The organism is Nocardiopsis sp. iso_237 (assembly GCF_056173345.1).
This window is the reverse complement of sequence record NZ_CM149669.1, coordinates 5990766-6005822: the sequence shown is the minus strand read 5'-3', so window position 1 is coordinate 6005822 and position 15057 is coordinate 5990766. Positions and strand designations below refer to the sequence as shown.

Sequence of the window (15057 nt, the reverse complement as noted above, 5' to 3'; positions counted from 1 at the left end):
AGGGGGCCTGGTCATGGTCCGGTACGCGTTGACAGGCGACATACTCGGAGAGCTGAGCCGGCACTGGTGGGTCCTGGTCGTACGCGGTGTGCTCGCGGTGGTCTTCGGTCTGGTGGCCCTCGTCTGGCCGGGCGCGAGCCTGCTCGCCCTGGCGATCATTTTCGGTGTCTTCGCTCTGGTGGACGGGGTCGCGCTCGCGTTCACCGCCTACCGCGCCGCCCCGGGGAGCCGGATGCCGCTGGGCGTCCAGGCCGGTCTGAGCATCGTCCTGGGTCTGCTCGCCCTCACCTGGCCGATGGCCGCGGTCATCGCCATCGTCTTCCTGATCGGTGCGTGGGCGATCGTCACCGGTGTCGCGGAGATCGTCACCGCCGTGCGGCTGCGCGCCCGCATCAGCTCCGAGTGGCTGCTGATCTTCGTCGGCGCCCTCTCGGTGATCTTCGGCCTGCTGATGTGGTTCTGGCCGCTGGCGGGCGCCGAGGCGATCATGCTGGTCGTCGGTGTCTACGCCATCGTGTTCGGTGTGGTCATGGCGGTCGCGGGCTTCCAGCTGCGCGGTGCCTCGGACGGCGCGGTGACCACCGGTGAGCAGGACACCGTCGCGGACGCCGGCCTCGACGACGCCGACGACGCCGAGGACGGGACGGAGGCCGCCGAGCGGCCCGGAGCGGAGGCCACCGGTGACGCCGACCGCCCGGTGAGCGCGTTCGACGAGGGGTACGCGGGCGGCTACACCGACGGCTACCGGGGCGAGGGACGTGACACCGGGCAGGAGCCCGGGGACGACGAGACGGCCGCGCCCCGCACGGGACGCCACCGGGCCCCGAAGGACGGCCGGAACGACCCCGGGACCCCGTAGGAGGGACAGGAGCGGCTCAGCCGCCGCTGACGAGGAGGGGGCCGCGCCGGTCGACCTGGCTACCAGGGACGACCAGCGCGGCCTTCTCCTTCTGCCATGCCAGGAAGTGCGGGCTCCGCCGGTGCTCCGCCAGCGCCGCCTCGTCCGCGAACACCTCGTACACCCAGAAGGCGTCCGGGTCGTCGGGGGAGCCGACCACGTCGAAACGCAGGCATCCGGGCTCGTCCCGCAGGGCGTGCGCGGCGTTGCGGGAGATTCCGGCGAGGAAGTCCTCGCGGCGGCCGGGCAGGGCCCGGACCGAGATGACCAGTGCGACGGGGGACGGGGACACGTGGGGCCCTTCCTGCTGGGGGCGCCTCGAAAAGGCGCTGGACGCCCGGGGGAGGGCTGCCCTAGCCTAGGCCGCATGTACTTCCAGCAGATCTACGGCTAGGACCGGGCGTCCCCGACGCTCCGCGCCGCCCCCCGAGGGGACCGGCGCCCCTCAGGCCTACCCGTAGACGACCCCTGGAGAAGTACCTTGACCCGCCGCCTTCACATCGCCATGGTCGGCGTCCCCGCCGTGAGCCACGTCCTGCCCAGCCTGGAGATCATCCGGGAGCTGGTCGCCCGGGGCCACCGCGTCACCTACGCCAACGACCCCGTGGACCGCGTCGGCGAGCTGATCGCCTCGACCGGCGCCGAACTCGTCCGCTTCACCACCACGCTGCCCACCGGGGACGAGGAGTGGTCCGAGGATCCCGTCGAGGGGATGGACACCTTCCTCGACGACGCGATCAACGCGCTGCCGGTCCTGCGGGACGCCTACGACCACGACCGGCCGGACCTGTTCCTGTACGACATCGGCGGGTACGCCGCACGGGTCCTGGGCCTCGAATGGGGTGTTCCCTCCGTCCAGCTCTCCCCGACCTACGTGGCCTGGGCCGACCACGGGGACACCGTCATGGCGTGGCTGCGCGGCCTGCCCGGAGCGGCCGAGCACTTCGCGAAGTTCGACGCCTGGCTGGCCGAGAACGGCGTCACGGGGCTGGACCACGCGACCTTCGCCGGGGCCCCGGACCGGGCCCTGGCCCTGATCCCGCGCGAGATGCAGCCCTTCGCCGACACCGTCCCGGACACGGTCACCTTCGTGGGACCGTGCCTGGGGGCGCGTGAGGACCAGGGCACCTGGCGGCGGCCGGAGGGGGCCGAGCGGGTGCTGCTGGTGTCCATGGGATCGGCTCTGACCCGGCTGCCCGCCTTCTACCGTGAATGCCTCCGGGCCTTCGGTGATCTGCCCGGGTGGCACGTGGTGCTCCAGGTCGGCCGGTTCGTGGAGGCCGAGGAGCTGGGGGAGGTCCCCGCCAACGTCGAGGTGCACCCCTGGGTGCCGCAGCTGGACGTCCTCCGCCAGGCGGACGCCTTCGTCACCCACGCGGGGATGGGCGGCTCCAGCGAGGGCCTGTACACGGCCACGCCGATGATCGCGGTGCCCCAGGCGACCGACGGCTTCGACAACGCCGACCGCCTCCAGGCGGCCGGTGTGGCCCGCCGGATCGACGCCGCCGACGCCACCGCCGAGGCGCTGCGCACCGCCCTGCTGGAGCTGACCTCGGACCCGGAGGTGGCCGCGCGTCTGGCCGCGATCAGCGCCCGCCTCCGGGAGGGTGGTACCTCGTACGCGGCCGACCTCGTGGAGGCCGAGGCCGGGGTCACGGCGTAGCCCCGGCCCCACCCCCTCCGTCACGGCGGTGCGCCGCGCCCCCTCGGGCCCGGCGCACCGCCGTGTCGTTCCACTCCGTCCGCCTCGCGGCCGCTCCTCACCGGCCGCGCTCACCAGGAGGAACCACCATGGACCACCTCGTCGTCGTCACCGGCGGCCCGGGTTCGGGCAAGACGACGCTGATCGACCACCTGGCCGGGCTCGGCCACCGGCGCACGGTCGAGGCGGGCCGCGCGATCATCCGCGACCAACGGGAGATCGACGGCCCCGGCCTGGCCTGGCGGGACGACGCCCTCTTCGCCGAGCTCATGCTGGCCTGGGAGATGCGTTCGCACCGCGAGGCCGTCGGACTCGACGGGCTGGTCCTGTGCGACCGGGGCGTGCCCGACCTGGTCGGCTACCACCGTCTGCGCGGGCTGCCGGTCCCCGACCACCTGTGGGAGGCCGCCCGCAGGTTCCGCTACCGGCGCACGGTGTTCGTCGCGCCGCCCTGGCCGGAGATCTTCACCGGCGACGCCGAGCGCCACCAGTCCCACGAGGAGGCCGAACGGACCTTCGAGGCGATGTGCGCCGCCTACCCGGACTGCGGGTACGAACTGGTCACCCTGCCCCGCGTCCCCGTCGTCGACCGGGCCCGCTTCCTCCTGGACCACCTGGCCGCGCCGGACCACTAGGGCTCCAGGGACATGCCCCGGGCGTTCAGGAGATCGCTCAGGATGTCGGTCCCGGTGGGGCCCATGCCGTGCAGTCGCAGCAGGTCGGTCTCGCTCACGCCGTCCAGCTGTTCGAGACGCGTGTACCCGGCCCGGTTCAGGGCCCTGCGGGCCGGGGCGCCGATACCGGGGAACTCTTCCTCTGTTCTGTCCATGCCGTTGTCGTACCCATCGCATGGGATGCCTGAGATGACATGTGTGTTGCGTTTGTGGCCGCTCGTGGCCGTAAAACCCTGAGTCCCTTGTGGTTCCGGAAGGGCGCGGCCACACTCTTGTCTAGACCAAAGGAGATGACGGAGCGGCTCACGGTCCGCTGGAGGTGATTCGTCGGGTGGGGTGGGACGCGGAGCCGGGTGCGACGCCGATGAGCTGGGAGGTGCTCGACCACGCTCTCAACGGCGTGCGGGGCGAGGCGGACCGCATCAGGCTCCGCCTCGCGGACCTGGAGCAGCACGTGGGATACCGGCTGCTCAGGGACGCCGACCTGGTGGGCGGGACCCGCGAGCGGTGGGAGCGCGCCGACGTCCGCCTCCACCGGCTGTGGACGGTCCACGACGCCTTCGCGCTCGTGCTGGACCGCGCGAACCACGTCCGTGAGCTCGGCGGCGAGGACCCCCAGAACGAGCTCGCCTTCCTGCTCAGGGGCGAATCCGTCACCCTGTCGCTGGAGCCGCGGTCCCTGGCCGAACGCGGCCTGCTCGACCCCGACACCGAACGCATCACCACGGCCGACGCCGTCGCGCGGATGTCGGCCGACTACGAGGCCGCCACGGAGGTCATCTCCGCGGTGGAGACCGCCTGGGACGTCCTGCACCCCCGTCTCGCGGAGCTGGAGAACATGTGGCAGGAGGTCTGCACCCTCTCCGACCAGGTGGAGCTGGACGAGGACGAGCACGAGGAGCTGCGCGAACAGCTCTTCCGGGTGGGGGAGACCGTCCGCCGCGACCCGCTCTCCCTCGTCGTCGGCACCCGCGTGGACACCTCGTCGCTGGGCCACCTGAGGGGACTCCTGGTCCGTACCCGGGGCGAGCTCCGCGACGCGCTGAGGATGCGCGACTCCTACACCCAGAGCGTCGCCCACCTGGTCTCGGCCATCGACGACGTCGAACAGGTCCTGCGGCACGCCCGTGAACTGCGCGCGAGGGTCGTCGCGAAGATCTCCGAGCCCGTGGCCGCCGACGTCCCCGACCCGGTCCCGGGGCTGCGCGCCGCCCTCATGGAGATGGACGTCCTGCGCTCCCGGAGCGACTGGCGGGAACTCGGCGCCCGCCTGGGCCGGGTCCAGCACGCCGTGCACGAGGCCAGCGACGCCGCCCACGGGTGCGAGGCGAACCTGTCGGAGCTCTTCGCGCGCCGGGCCGAGCTCCGGGGCCGCCTGGACTCCTACCGGGCCCGCGCGGTCCGCCTCGGCCTGGCCGAGCACGAACGGCTCACCGGACTCCACGGACGCGCGCACGGGGAACTGTGGAAGGCCCCCTGTGACCTGAGGGAGGCCACCAGGGCACTCAACGCCTACCAGAGGTCGCTCGGCGAACTCTCGGGAGACGAGACCCCGGAGGACAGAACCACACCCGGCGTCGGAGCGTCTGACGCCGAGACTGATGGTGGTGTGACCTAGATGACCATGTGCACTTCCCCCGACTGCGAGGGCCGGATCGAGGACGGCTTCTGCGTGGTGTGCGGCCTGGCTCCCGTGGACGTACGTGCGTCCTCCTCGCCCGACCCGTCGGCGCCCCGCCAGCCGGTGGGCGTCGCGCGGGGCCCCGCCGTCCGGACCCCGGACCCCCGGGACGAGCGGACCCAACCTTCCTTCGGGGCGCCCCACCGCGCGCCCGGCCCGCGGCGGCGCTCGGGTGGCTCCCGCGCGTCGTCCGGTCCCACCTCCGGACCCACGTCCGGGGCCTCCTCCTCGGGAGGTTCCTCACGGGGCTCCGGCAGCGACACCGTGCACTCCCACCCGATCGGCTCGGGTGACATCCGCCTGTCCGGCCGGTCCGGCCCGTCCGGCTCGGGAACCCTCGGAACGTCCGCCGCCGAGGGCGACGGCTCCGGCCGTGGTGCCCGGCGCGGCATGCTCGGCGCCGGTCTGATCCGGGTCCCCCTGGTCCCGGCGCACGACCCCTCCGAAGCGATCATGACCAACCCGGTCGTGTCGGAGAAGAACCGGTTCTGCGGCAACTGCTCCGAGAGGGTCGGCCGGTCGCGCGGCGAGCAGCCGGGCCGCACCGAGGGGTTCTGCCGCCAGTGCGGCACCCACTTCTCCTTCACTCCCAAGCTGGTCGCGGGTGACGTGGTGGGCGGCCAGTACCGGGTGGTCGGCTGTCTGGCCCACGGCGGCCTCGGCTGGATCTACCTGGCCCGGGACCTCAACGTCAACAACCGCTGGGTGGTCCTCAAGGGCCTGCTCAACGCCGGTGACGCCGAGGCACACAAGGCGGCCGCGGCGGAGCGCGCGTTCCTCTCCGAGGTCGAGCACCCCAACATCGTCAAGATCATCAACTTCTCGCAGCATCCGGACCCGCGCACCGGCATCCCCGGCGGCCACATCGTCATGGAGTACGTGGGCGGCAAGTCCCTGCGGCAGCTGCTCGTCGAACGCCGGGAGAACGGATCCGCCGACGAGGTCCTCCCCCTGGGGCAGGTGATCGCCTACGGCCTGGAGTGTCTGCGGGCCCTCGGCTACCTGCACTCCAGGGGCCTGCTCTACTGCGACTTCAAGCCGGACAACGTCATCCAGAGCGAGGAGCTGATCAAGCTCATCGACCTCGGCGGCGTCCGGCGCATGGACGACACGCTCAGCCCCGTCTACACGACCCCCGGCTACCGGGTGCCCGAGGACGAGCTGCGCGGACCGGGCCCCACGGTGAGCGCCGACCTCTACTCGGTCGGCCGGGCCCTGGCGGTGCTCAGCTTCCACTTCAGCTTCATGCGCCAGTACCCGCACAGCATCCCGGCCCGGCACGAGGTGCCCCTGCTCCAGCGGTACGAGTCCTACGACCGCTTCCTGCGCCGGGCCACCGGCATCGACCCGGAGGCACGCTTCCACGACGCCGGGGACATGGCCGAACAGCTCACCGGTGTGCTCCGCGAGGTCCTGTCCGACGTCGAGGGCGCCCCGCACCCGGCGGCCTCGGTGCTCTTCGGCGGCGAGAGCTTCACCCTCGTCTCGGGCGTGGGGAGGCACGACGCCGACCGCATGCTGAGCCCGCCGCCGCCCGGCGAGTCCGCCAGGCTGCTGCCCGCCCCGCTCATCGACCAGGCCGACCCGGCCGCCCAGCTCCTGGGCAGCCTCGAGGGCATGTCCCCGGCCGAACTCATCCCGACCCTGCGGGCCGCCCGAGCCCCGAGCCCCGAGACACTGCTGAGGCTGGTCCGGGCCCTGATCACGGTCGGCTGGCACAACGAGGCCCTGGACACGCTCCAGCAGTTCAGCACGGCGGCCCCCGGCGACTGGCGGACCATGTGGTACCTCGCCGTCACCGAGCTGAGCATGGGCGGTTTCGAGGGAGCCAGGGGCCACTTCGACGAGCTCTACGACCACCTCCCCGGGGAGGTGGCGCCCAAGCTCGGCCTGGCGCTGGCATGCGAGCGGACCGGGGACCTGGAGACCGCCGCCCGCCAGTACTCCACGGTGTGGTCCACCGACCACTCGTACGTGAGCGCCGCCTTCGGCCTGGCCAGGGTCAGGCTGGCCCAGGGCGACCGGGCCGCCGCCATCCGGGTCCTGGACGCCGTGCCCGAACTGTCCAGCCTGTACGTGCACGCGCAGACCGCGCTCATCGCCACGCTCGCCACGGGGGCCACCGACGGCACCGACCACGTGCGCGCGGGGGAACGGCTCGACCGGATCGGGTTGGACAGCGAGTCCGCCGACCGGCTCGCCGCCCGCGTCCTGGAGGCGGCCCTGGGCTGGATCCGCGCGGGCGGCGCGGGCCCGGGGGACCAACCGCTCCTCGGCGGTGACTTCACCGAGGAGGGCGTCCGCGCCAACCTGGAGCGGCGGTACCGGGCCCTGGCCCAACGCTCCAGCCACCAGGCGGAACGCCACGAGCTGATCGACAGGGCGAACTCCCTCCGCCCCGTGACACTGCTGTGAGAAGTGAAGGAACGGCGATGACCAAGGTACGGACCTGCCCTGCCTGCGCCGACACGGTCTCGGAGGGCGACCTCTACTGTGAGGGCTGCGGGCGTACCCTCCCGGCCGACGTGCGCTCCGGAGCGGGGGAGGGGCGTACGCCCGACCGCGTCCCCACCGCGCCCCAGGCCAGCATGTCCGGGACGTTCCGCAGGGAGGTCTCCCCGGAGGACGAGACGGTGACGATCGAACGACCCGGCCTGGTCCCGTCGGAGGGAGCGCCGACCGCGCCGCAGGTGAGCCTGCACGGCGCGGTCCCCGAGAGGCCCGACTCCCTGACCACCCAGCCGGTGGTCCGGGCCTCCGTGTCCGCCGTACCGCCGCCCCCGCCGGGTACCGCCCGTGCCCGGCCGACGCCCGCGAAGGGCGGCGACCCGGTCGCCGCGGACGGCCCCGACCCGTGCGTGTGGTGCCCCGGTCGGGTGGTGGACGGGTACTGCGAGAAGTGCGGCTTCCTCCAGCCCACCGGTCGGGACCACGTCGAGGTGCGCACCCGGCGCGCCTTCGGGGTCAGTGACAGGGGACTGCGGCACAGACGCAACGAGGACGCGATGGCGATCCGGGTCGTCGAGGACGACGCCCCGCACGCCGCCGGGACCGTCGTGGCCGTGGTCTGCGACGGGGTCTCCAGCTCCCCCCGCTCCGACGAGGCGTCCCGGGTCACCGCGGAGACGGGCGCGACCGTGCTCGTCGAACGCGTGCGCCAGGGTGCCGACCCGCGTGAGGCCACCGCCACGGCGATGACCCGCGCGGCCGAGGCGGTGGCCGGGATCGCCGACTCTCCCAGCTCCGCACCGGCCTGCACCTTCGTGTCCGCCGTGGTCGACCCGCGCACCGGAGCGGTCACGGTCGGCTGGGTCGGTGACAGCCGCGCCTACTGGATCTCCGGCGGGCCCGCCTCCAGCGCCTCCGCCCTGCTCACCCGGGACGACTCCTGGAGCGAGGCGATGGTGCAGATGGGTGCCCTCTCCCGCGAGGAGGCCATGCGCTCGGCCAACGCCCACGCCCTCATCGCCTGGATGGGAGCGGACTCGGGGGAGATCGACGCGCACATCTCGACGGTCACCCCGACCGGCCCCGGCGCGATCCTGCTGTGCAGCGACGGCCTCTGGAACTACTACCCGGAGGCCCGGGACCTGGCCGAGGCGGTGCCGGGGGCGTCGGGCGCGCCGTGGGAGGCCTCCCGCTCCTACGTCAGCCTCGCGCTGAAGGCCGGAGGCAAGGACAACATCACCGTCGTCGTCATCCCCGTGCCCACCGACCAAGGGGGTCCCCGTGCCGAACGGGTCTGAACGCACCGCCGGGCCCGGGTTCCGCGTCGAGGTCGACCAGAACCCGTACCTCCCCCTGGGCGGCACCGAGGTGCACGCCGTGGTGAGCGTGGCCTCGAACAGCCCGGTGCGCGTGGGGGCGTCCGTGCGGGCCTCGGAGGTGATCATCGTCGACACCTCCGGCTCGATGTACGGCGAGAAGATCAACGCCGCCAAGCGGGCGGCGCGCGCGGCCGTCGAGACCCTGCGCGACGGGGTCCGCTTCGCCGTGGTCGCCGGGCACCGCGAGGCGGAGATGATCTACCCCGAGAGCGCCCGCCTGGCGGAGGCGGACGCCACGACCAGGGCGGAGGCCCTGGCGGCCGTGGGACGCCTGCGCGCGGACGGCGGAACGCGGATCGGCGCGTGGCTGCTCAGGGCGGCCGAGCTCTTCGACACCGCGGGCGACGGCATCAGGCACGCCATCCTGCTCACCGACGGCCAGAACAACGAGGTGCCCGACGTCTTCGAGCGGGTCCTCCGGCGGGTCGCGGGCAGCTTCGTGTGCGACTGCCGGGGCGTCGGCACCGACTGGAAGGTGGAGGAACTGCGCCGCGTCGACGCCGCGCTCCTCGGCGGCGGCCCCGGCATCGTGGCCGACCCCGCCGACCTGGAAGCCGACTTCCGGGCGATGGCCCAGGCCTCCATGGGCAAGGCGGTGGCCGACGTGGCGCTGCGCCTGTGGACCCCGCCGAACGCCGTGGTGCGCTACGTCAAGCAGGTCGCGCCCACCGTCCAGGACCTCACCCACCGCTCCGTGGAGCGGGTCGCGCGGTCCGGGGACTACCCCACCGGCTCCTGGGGGACGGAGAGCCGCGACTACCACGTGTGCGTGGAGGTGCCGCCGGGCGACCCCGGCCGCCAGCTGCGCGCGGGCTGGGTCCGGGTGGTGCTGCCCGGCGAGGGCGGCGCGCAGGACCAGGTCCTCGCCTCCGGGAACATCCTCGCCGAATGGACGTCGGACGAGGACCGGGCCACCGAGATCAACCCCCGGGTGGCCCACTACACGGGCCAGGTCGAACTGGCCCAGGCGATCCAGGACGGGCTCGACGCCCGTCGCGAGGGGGACGACGCGACCGCCACCACCAGGCTGGGCCGCGCCGTCGCACTCGCACACGAGTCGGGCAACGAGGAGACCGCGAGGCTCCTCGGCCGCGTGGTCGACGTCGTCGACGCGGCCACCGGAACGGTCCGGCTCAGGCCCAGTGTCGACAAGGTCGACGAGATGACCCTCGACACCAACTCGACCCGGACCGTACGGACCCGACCCCACCCGGGCGAACCGGGACCCGGCGGCGACCCCGGACCCGGGTAGGAGGGACCATGCCGCGTTGCCCATCAGGGCACCACTCCACGGCCGACGACTTCTGTGACACCTGCGGACTGCGCCTCCAGGCACCGTTCGCGCCGCCCCCCGCCAACCCCCCGACCGCGACCCCGCCCGTACCCCTCCGAACGCCCCCCAGGCCCCGGCCGACGACCCGGGGAGGCCCCTGCCCCGAGTGCGGCACCTCCCGGGCGGGCCGCTTCTGCGAGGAGTGCGGCTACGACTTCGCATCCCAGTCCGGGAGCCACCACCGGCCGGGCTCCGCGCCCGACGGCGCGGCCCCGGGCGCGCGCTGGCGTGCCGTCGTCGCGGCCGATCCCGCCTACTACCAGTACATGGTCAACCAGGGCGTGCTCGACCCGAGCCGGATCACCTTCCCCGCAGGGGGAAGGCCGCGCAGGGTGAGCCTCCAGGGCGACCGCGTGCACGTCGGACGGCGCAGTCAGTCCAGGGGGTTCACCCCCGAGATCGACCTGGGCGGGCCCGCGGGCGACCCCGCGATCTCCCACATCCACGCGATCCTGCTGGCTCGCCCCGGTGGCACCTGGTCGCTCCTCGACCCCGGGTCGACCAACGGGACCACCATCAACGGGACGGCCAACCCCATCCCCCACCACGTGGAGGTTCCCCTGAATGACAGCGACCGGATCTACGTCGGCGCATGGACCGTCATCATCATCCAGAAGGGGTGAACCCCGTTGATGCCCCCCGACCCCGAGCACGACCCCACGCCCGCACCGGCCCCCGGACGGCGGACCCGCGCCTGGTGGCCGCGCGTGCGCGCGTCGGCGCGGACCACCCCCGCCCGGGTGTGGGCCCTGACGCTGCTGTGCGTGGTCACCGTCGCGGGACTCTTCGGCTCCGCGACGGTGACCCTCAACCAGGCCCGTGACGGCCTGGCCGTCCTGGGCGAGGGCGCCGGACAACAGGCCCTGAACACCACGGGCCTCTACCTGAACCTGGCCGCCATGGACGCCAGCGTGGCGGACATGCTGCTCATGGGCACCGACCGCGACCTCGGTTCCGGGCGCGACGCCGCACAGCTTCGTTACGACCTCAACCGGGAGAGGGCCGACGAGGTCCTCCTGGAGGTGGTCTCCCTGACGAGGGGCGAGGACCCGCGTGAGGGGGCCGTCGAGGGGGAGGCGGGCGACGACGCGGGTGAGGGGGCCGCTGACAACGGCCAGAGGAACGTCCACGCGCTCCTCAGCAACCTCGGCGCCTACCACCAGGAGGTCGAGCGGGCGCTCCAGGCCAACGATGCTGCGGGGGCCCCGCCGGGCGAGGTGGATCCCGAAGCGCTCGCGGCGTACCGGGACGCCACCCGACTGATGCACACCGAACTGTTGCCCAAGGCCTTCAACCTGGGGCTGGAGTCGTCGGCGATCGTGCGCGAGAGCCACGAGGAGGGTCGGTTGGCGGTGACGTCCGGGCGCGCGTGGGTCGGCGCGGCCGGTGCGGTGACGGTGGGGTCGCTCCTGGCCCTCCAGCTCTACCTGCGGGTGCGCTTCCGTCGCCGGTTCAACGTCGCCCTGCTGGTGGCGACGGCCGGTGCGGTGATGCTGACCACCGGGGTCGTCCTGGCACTGGGTGGCAGCGAGAGGTATGAGGTGGCCGCCAAGGAGGACGGGTTGGACCCGGCCATGGCACTCTCCCGGGCCGGGGCGATCGCCACCGACATGCAGGCCGACCAGAGCCGGTACCTGATCGACGACGAGAGGGCCGACACCTACCAACAGGTGTACCTGGAACGGGCCCAGCAGGTGCTGTTCCGCAACGTCCGCACGTTGCCGAACTACTACGAGGCGGTCGGGGAGATCCCGGGCGCCTATCCGGCGTTGCCCGGGCCTCGCGGGCCGGACAAGGACGACCCGGAGGGAGACCCCGGCACCCTCGGCTACCTGGGGAGGAACGCCCAGGAGGCGCTGCTGGAGGGCGAGGAGGACTCCCTCGGGAGAGTGCTCACCACCTTCGTCGCGGTCCAGGAGGCGGACGAGCGCATGCGTGCGGCCGCCGCCGATGGTGACTCGGCGGGGGCCATCGGTATCCGCATGGAGGTGGCGGACACCGAGGACGGGCTGTTCCGCCAGCACGAGGACGCGTTGGACACCCTGGCCGAGACGCACAGGAACGAGTACGAGGAGGGCATCCGCAAGGGCCAGGCGCTCCTGTCCCCGTGGGTCTGGGGGCTGCCCCTCGGCGCCCTGGCGCTGTTCGCCCTGGTCGTGGCGGGGGTCCGACCCCGGTTGGCGGAGTACCGGTGAGCCCGGCGGGCGCGGAACCGTCCGTGCGCGAGGAAGCCCCCCGAGAGAGGAACGGGACCATGTGGTTGCGAGGAGGCCGGGGCAGGGCCGTGGCGGCTCTGTCCGGCGTGGCGATCCTGGCGCTGACCGCCTGCTCGGCGGCGGGGGGAGGGGAGACGACCGTGGACACCCTGCTCGACAAGGAGTCGATCACGATCGGGGTCAAGGCCGACCAGCCCGGGGTGGGGTTGGAGGACGGCGGTGAGTTCCGGGGGTTCGACGTGGACGTGGCGAACCACATCGCCGAGGAGCTGGAGATCAGCGACGTCGACTTCGTGCCCATCACCTCCGACGTGCGTGAGGAGAAACTGAGGAATGGGGAGGTGGACATGGTCGTGGCGACCTACTCCATCACCCCCGCGCGCAGTACCCAGGTGACCTTCGCGGGCCCCTACTACGTGGCCAAACAGGACATCCTGGTGCGCAAGGGGGACCGGCGTGTGCGGGGGGTGGCGGATCTGGAGGGGAAGGTGATCTGTCAGGGAGACGGCTCCAACTCCGCGATCCGGGTCCAGGAGGAGTTCGACGTCGCTGTCGAGGAGGTCAAGAAACCGAGGACCTACAGCGACTGCGTCGACCAGCTCAGGGACGGGGACATCGACGCGGTGTCCACGGACGACCTCATCCTCGCCGGGTTCCTGGACGAGGACCCCGACGCGTTCCAGTTCGTGAACAGCCCGTTCACCGAGGAGAGGTACGGGGTGGGCCTGCCCAAGGGCGACGTGGCGGGCTGCGAGGCCGTGAACAGGGCGATCGACGGGATGTTCCAGAGCGGCAAGGCCGAGGACAGCCTGGAGGCGTGGTTCGGTGACACCGACCTGGATCTGGTCATGTCCGTGCCCCAGTTCGAGGGCTGTGACAAGGAGGGCCCACGCCCGGAGGAGTGACGGGTGGGAGGGTTGCGCCGAGTGGCCCGAAGGGGGAGGTTTGCCGGATACTGAACCCCGTACGGGACTTTGGGGGCAGAGAAGAGGAGTTGTCCGTTGACCATCGTCGAGTTCCTGAACGCGCGCCTGGACGAGGACGAACGCGCGTCCAGGGCCGTTCCCGTGGGCTCACGCGGGCGGGAGCGGGCTCTGGCCGAGGTCGCGGCCAAACGCGGGATCGTCCGCGGCTACACCGAGGCGCACGACGCGAGCATGCGCATCGTCGACCCCTCCGCCCCGGCTCCGGTCGTCGGCGGCGACCCCTGGTCCGAGCTGCTGGCCTGGCGGCTCGCGGTGAAGTACCTGGCCTCCGTGTACCGGGGCCACCCCGCGTACGACCGGAGCTGGGAGGAGTAACCGCCTAGGCCGGACCGGGGAGGTCGAGGAGGCGTTCCACGGTCTGGACCAGGTCCCGGCCCTCGACGTCGGGGCGGGGGAAGACCGACGGGAAGCGCCCCTCCAGGTGCGCCGACCACCCCGTCACCAGTCCGGCCCGGCGGCCCCCGGCCGCGTCCCAGCCGTGCGCCGTGACCAGGCCCAGCCGGTCCGGGGGCACCCCGAGTTCACGGGCGGCCGCGAGGTAGGGCTCGCGGGCCGGTTTCCACGCCGACGGGCCCCCGACCCCGATGAGGGGTTCCAGCGGAAGCCCGGAGCGTTCCAGCAGCAGGCGGAGCCGTCCGCCGTCGCCGTGGCCGAGCACCGCCGTCCGGACACCCGCCCGGTGGGCGGCCTCCAGCGCCGACGCGGCCTCCGGGCGGGGTTCGAGGCGGGTGAGCCCGTCGATGATCACGTCCTCGGCGGCCGGGGCGATCTGGTGTCCGGTGATATCCCTCAGGGAGCCCCGGGCCACGTCCTCGAAGGTGCGTTCACCTCCCAGCAGGGACAGCGCGAACGCGTCCCGCAGCAGGTGGTCGCACCAGCGGGTCATGAGCACCCGGGGGATGCCCGCCTCACGGAAGCGCCACTCCAGCGGTCCGAGGGGGAAGAGGGTGTCGAGGGCGTCGAGGACCAGGGCGGCGGGACGGACGGGGACGTGCGCGTGAGGGGGCATACGGTGCGCTCCATCTCGGAGGGGGCGGGCGATCCGTATCTACCCCGTCGCCCGGTCCCAGAAGACGGCGTAGCCCGGGAACGCGTCCCGCAGCGGCCCCGCCGAGGACTCAGGGGGCCGCGTCGAGCCGCGGGATCTGCTCCGCCGCCCACGGGCTGATCGCCCAGGGCGTGCGTGCGGCCAGCGTGACCACGTCCGGCCAGGAGGCCCAGGTGAACTCCGCGACCTCGGCCGGGTCCGGCGACGGGGTGTCCTCGGTCCGGGCCCAGAAGACCGGGCAGAACTCGTTCTCCACGATCCCCTCGGCCGACACCGCGCGGTACCGGAAGTCCGGGAGTGCCTCGGTGACCTCGGTCAGCTCGATCCCCAGTTCCTGGCGGACCCTGCGGCGCACCGCCTCCTCCAGGGACTCCCCGGGGGCGGGGTGGCCGCAGCAGGCGTTGGTCCACACACCGGGCCAGGTGGTCTTGCCGAGGGCGCGGCGGGTGAGCAGCACCCGACCCTCCGGGTCCAGCACATAGCAGGAGAAGGCCAGGTGGAGCGGGGTGTCCTCAGTGTGGACGAGGGCCTTGTCGGCCACCCCCACCGGCTCGTGCGCCTCGTCCAGCAGGACCACGAACTCGCGCCCCGCGTCGTCCCCGGCGGACGTCTGCTGGCTCACGGATCTCCCCCTGCCCGCAGCGCCACCGGCGCCACGCGTCGATTCCCAGTGCTGGCTCACCTCCCATGGT

General features: G+C 73.0%; 15 protein-coding genes. 11 read left to right on the top strand and 4 right to left on the bottom strand.

Annotated elements, in window-relative coordinates; all coding sequences use genetic code 11:
- The first annotated feature begins 13 nt into the window (after window positions 1–13).
- Window positions 14–859 carry an HdeD family acid-resistance protein gene (locus AC0VYM_RS27025; protein ID WP_475456775.1) on the top strand — a complete coding sequence of 282 codons (846 nt, stop codon included), beginning with the start codon at window positions 14–16 and terminating at the stop codon, window positions 857–859.
- Between the two features lie 16 nt (window positions 860–875).
- Here AC0VYM_RS27025 and AC0VYM_RS27020 read toward each other — a convergent pair whose 3' ends face one another.
- Window positions 876–1190: a putative quinol monooxygenase gene (locus AC0VYM_RS27020; protein ID WP_475456773.1), complete on the bottom strand. Its 315-nt coding sequence runs from the start codon at window positions 1188–1190 to the stop codon at window positions 876–878.
- Between the two features lie 213 nt (window positions 1191–1403).
- On the opposite strand from AC0VYM_RS27020, the gene AC0VYM_RS27015 reads away from it, so the two are divergent.
- Window positions 1404–2561: a macrolide family glycosyltransferase gene (locus tag AC0VYM_RS27015; RefSeq protein WP_475463263.1), complete on the top strand. Its 1158-nt coding sequence runs from the start codon at window positions 1404–1406 to the stop codon at window positions 2559–2561.
- A 128-nt stretch (window positions 2562–2689) separates the two neighbouring features.
- Window positions 2690–3235 (top strand): AAA family ATPase, encoded by a 546-nt coding sequence (locus tag AC0VYM_RS27010; RefSeq protein ID WP_475456771.1) that lies wholly within the window; start codon window positions 2690–2692, stop codon window positions 3233–3235.
- Here AC0VYM_RS27010 and AC0VYM_RS27005 read toward each other — a convergent pair.
- A complete protein-coding gene (locus AC0VYM_RS27005; protein ID WP_378739030.1) occupies window positions 3232–3429 on the bottom strand; it encodes a helix-hairpin-helix domain-containing protein in 198 nt (65 codons plus the stop codon). The genes AC0VYM_RS27010 and AC0VYM_RS27005 overlap by 4 nt on opposite strands.
- A gap of 209 nt (window positions 3430–3638) precedes the next feature.
- On the opposite strand from AC0VYM_RS27005, the gene AC0VYM_RS27000 reads away from it, so the two are divergent.
- The 8 genes from AC0VYM_RS27000 to AC0VYM_RS26965 all read left to right on the top strand — a co-directional run bounded on the left by AC0VYM_RS27000 (window position 3639) and on the right by AC0VYM_RS26965 (window position 13632).
- Complete coding sequence (locus AC0VYM_RS27000) at window positions 3639–4892, top strand: hypothetical protein (RefSeq protein WP_475456768.1); 1254 nt, start codon at window positions 3639–3641, stop codon at window positions 4890–4892.
- Window positions 4893–7370 carry a serine/threonine-protein kinase gene (locus tag AC0VYM_RS26995; protein WP_475456766.1) on the top strand — a complete coding sequence of 826 codons (2478 nt, stop codon included), beginning with the start codon at window positions 4893–4895 and terminating at the stop codon, window positions 7368–7370.
- A gap of 17 nt (window positions 7371–7387) precedes the next feature.
- Window positions 7388–8701: a PP2C family protein-serine/threonine phosphatase gene (locus AC0VYM_RS26990; RefSeq protein WP_475456764.1), complete on the top strand. Its 1314-nt coding sequence runs from the start codon at window positions 7388–7390 to the stop codon at window positions 8699–8701.
- The gene (locus tag AC0VYM_RS26985; RefSeq protein WP_475456762.1) at window positions 8685–10034 is read left to right on the top strand and encodes a vWA domain-containing protein; all 1350 of its coding nucleotides are present in this window, start codon (window positions 8685–8687) and stop codon (window positions 10032–10034) included. The genes AC0VYM_RS26990 and AC0VYM_RS26985 overlap by 17 nt, the downstream gene beginning before the upstream one ends.
- 8 nt (window positions 10035–10042) lie before the next feature.
- Window positions 10043–10738: an FHA domain-containing protein gene (locus AC0VYM_RS26980; RefSeq protein ID WP_475456760.1), complete on the top strand. Its 696-nt coding sequence runs from the start codon at window positions 10043–10045 to the stop codon at window positions 10736–10738.
- A 9-nt stretch (window positions 10739–10747) separates the two neighbouring features.
- On the top strand, window positions 10748–12310 hold the full coding sequence (locus tag AC0VYM_RS26975; protein WP_475456758.1) for a hypothetical protein: 1563 nt from the start codon (window positions 10748–10750) through the stop codon (window positions 12308–12310).
- Between the two features lie 59 nt (window positions 12311–12369).
- Window positions 12370–13236, top strand: coding sequence for a glutamate ABC transporter substrate-binding protein (locus tag AC0VYM_RS26970; RefSeq protein WP_475456756.1), 867 nt, complete (start codon window positions 12370–12372; stop codon window positions 13234–13236).
- A gap of 96 nt (window positions 13237–13332) precedes the next feature.
- On the top strand, window positions 13333–13632 hold the full coding sequence (locus tag AC0VYM_RS26965; RefSeq protein WP_475456754.1) for a DUF6221 family protein: 300 nt from the start codon (window positions 13333–13335) through the stop codon (window positions 13630–13632).
- A 4-nt stretch (window positions 13633–13636) separates the two neighbouring features.
- Here the strand turns inward: AC0VYM_RS26965 and AC0VYM_RS26960 are convergent, their stop codons facing one another.
- Both AC0VYM_RS26960 and idi read right to left on the bottom strand, forming a co-directional pair.
- Window positions 13637–14326 carry an HAD family hydrolase gene (locus AC0VYM_RS26960; protein WP_475456752.1) on the bottom strand — a complete coding sequence of 230 codons (690 nt, stop codon included), beginning with the start codon at window positions 14324–14326 and terminating at the stop codon, window positions 13637–13639.
- 109 nt (window positions 14327–14435) lie between these two features.
- Window positions 14436–14987 (bottom strand): isopentenyl-diphosphate Delta-isomerase, encoded by a 552-nt coding sequence (idi, locus tag AC0VYM_RS26955; protein ID WP_475456750.1) that lies wholly within the window; start codon window positions 14985–14987, stop codon window positions 14436–14438.
- Between the last annotated feature and the right edge of the window lie 70 nt (window positions 14988–15057).

What these genes read in the sequence shown, in the direction of transcription:
- AC0VYM_RS26970 (WP_475456756.1), top strand. Translation starts at nt 12,370, where the DNA reads ATGTGGTTGCGAGGAGGCCGGGGCAGGGCCGTGGCGGCTCTGTCCGGC.
- AC0VYM_RS27005 (WP_378739030.1), bottom strand. Translation starts at nt 3,429, where the DNA reads ATGGACAGAACAGAGGAAGAGTTCCCCGGTATCGGCGCCCCGGCCCGC.
- AC0VYM_RS26960 (WP_475456752.1), bottom strand. Translation starts at nt 14,326, where the DNA reads ATGCCCCCTCACGCGCACGTCCCCGTCCGTCCCGCCGCCCTGGTCCTC.
- AC0VYM_RS27000 (WP_475456768.1), top strand. Translation starts at nt 3,639, where the DNA reads ATGAGCTGGGAGGTGCTCGACCACGCTCTCAACGGCGTGCGGGGCGAG.
- AC0VYM_RS26975 (WP_475456758.1), top strand. Translation starts at nt 10,748, where the DNA reads ATGCCCCCCGACCCCGAGCACGACCCCACGCCCGCACCGGCCCCCGGA.
- AC0VYM_RS26990 (WP_475456764.1), top strand. Translation starts at nt 7,388, where the DNA reads ATGACCAAGGTACGGACCTGCCCTGCCTGCGCCGACACGGTCTCGGAG.
- AC0VYM_RS26980 (WP_475456760.1), top strand. Translation starts at nt 10,043, where the DNA reads ATGCCGCGTTGCCCATCAGGGCACCACTCCACGGCCGACGACTTCTGT.
- AC0VYM_RS27025 (WP_475456775.1), top strand. Translation starts at nt 14, where the DNA reads ATGGTCCGGTACGCGTTGACAGGCGACATACTCGGAGAGCTGAGCCGG.
- AC0VYM_RS26995 (WP_475456766.1), top strand. Translation starts at nt 4,893, where the DNA reads ATGACCATGTGCACTTCCCCCGACTGCGAGGGCCGGATCGAGGACGGC.
- AC0VYM_RS27015 (WP_475463263.1), top strand. Translation starts at nt 1,404, where the DNA reads ATGGTCGGCGTCCCCGCCGTGAGCCACGTCCTGCCCAGCCTGGAGATC.
- AC0VYM_RS27010 (WP_475456771.1), top strand. Translation starts at nt 2,690, where the DNA reads ATGGACCACCTCGTCGTCGTCACCGGCGGCCCGGGTTCGGGCAAGACG.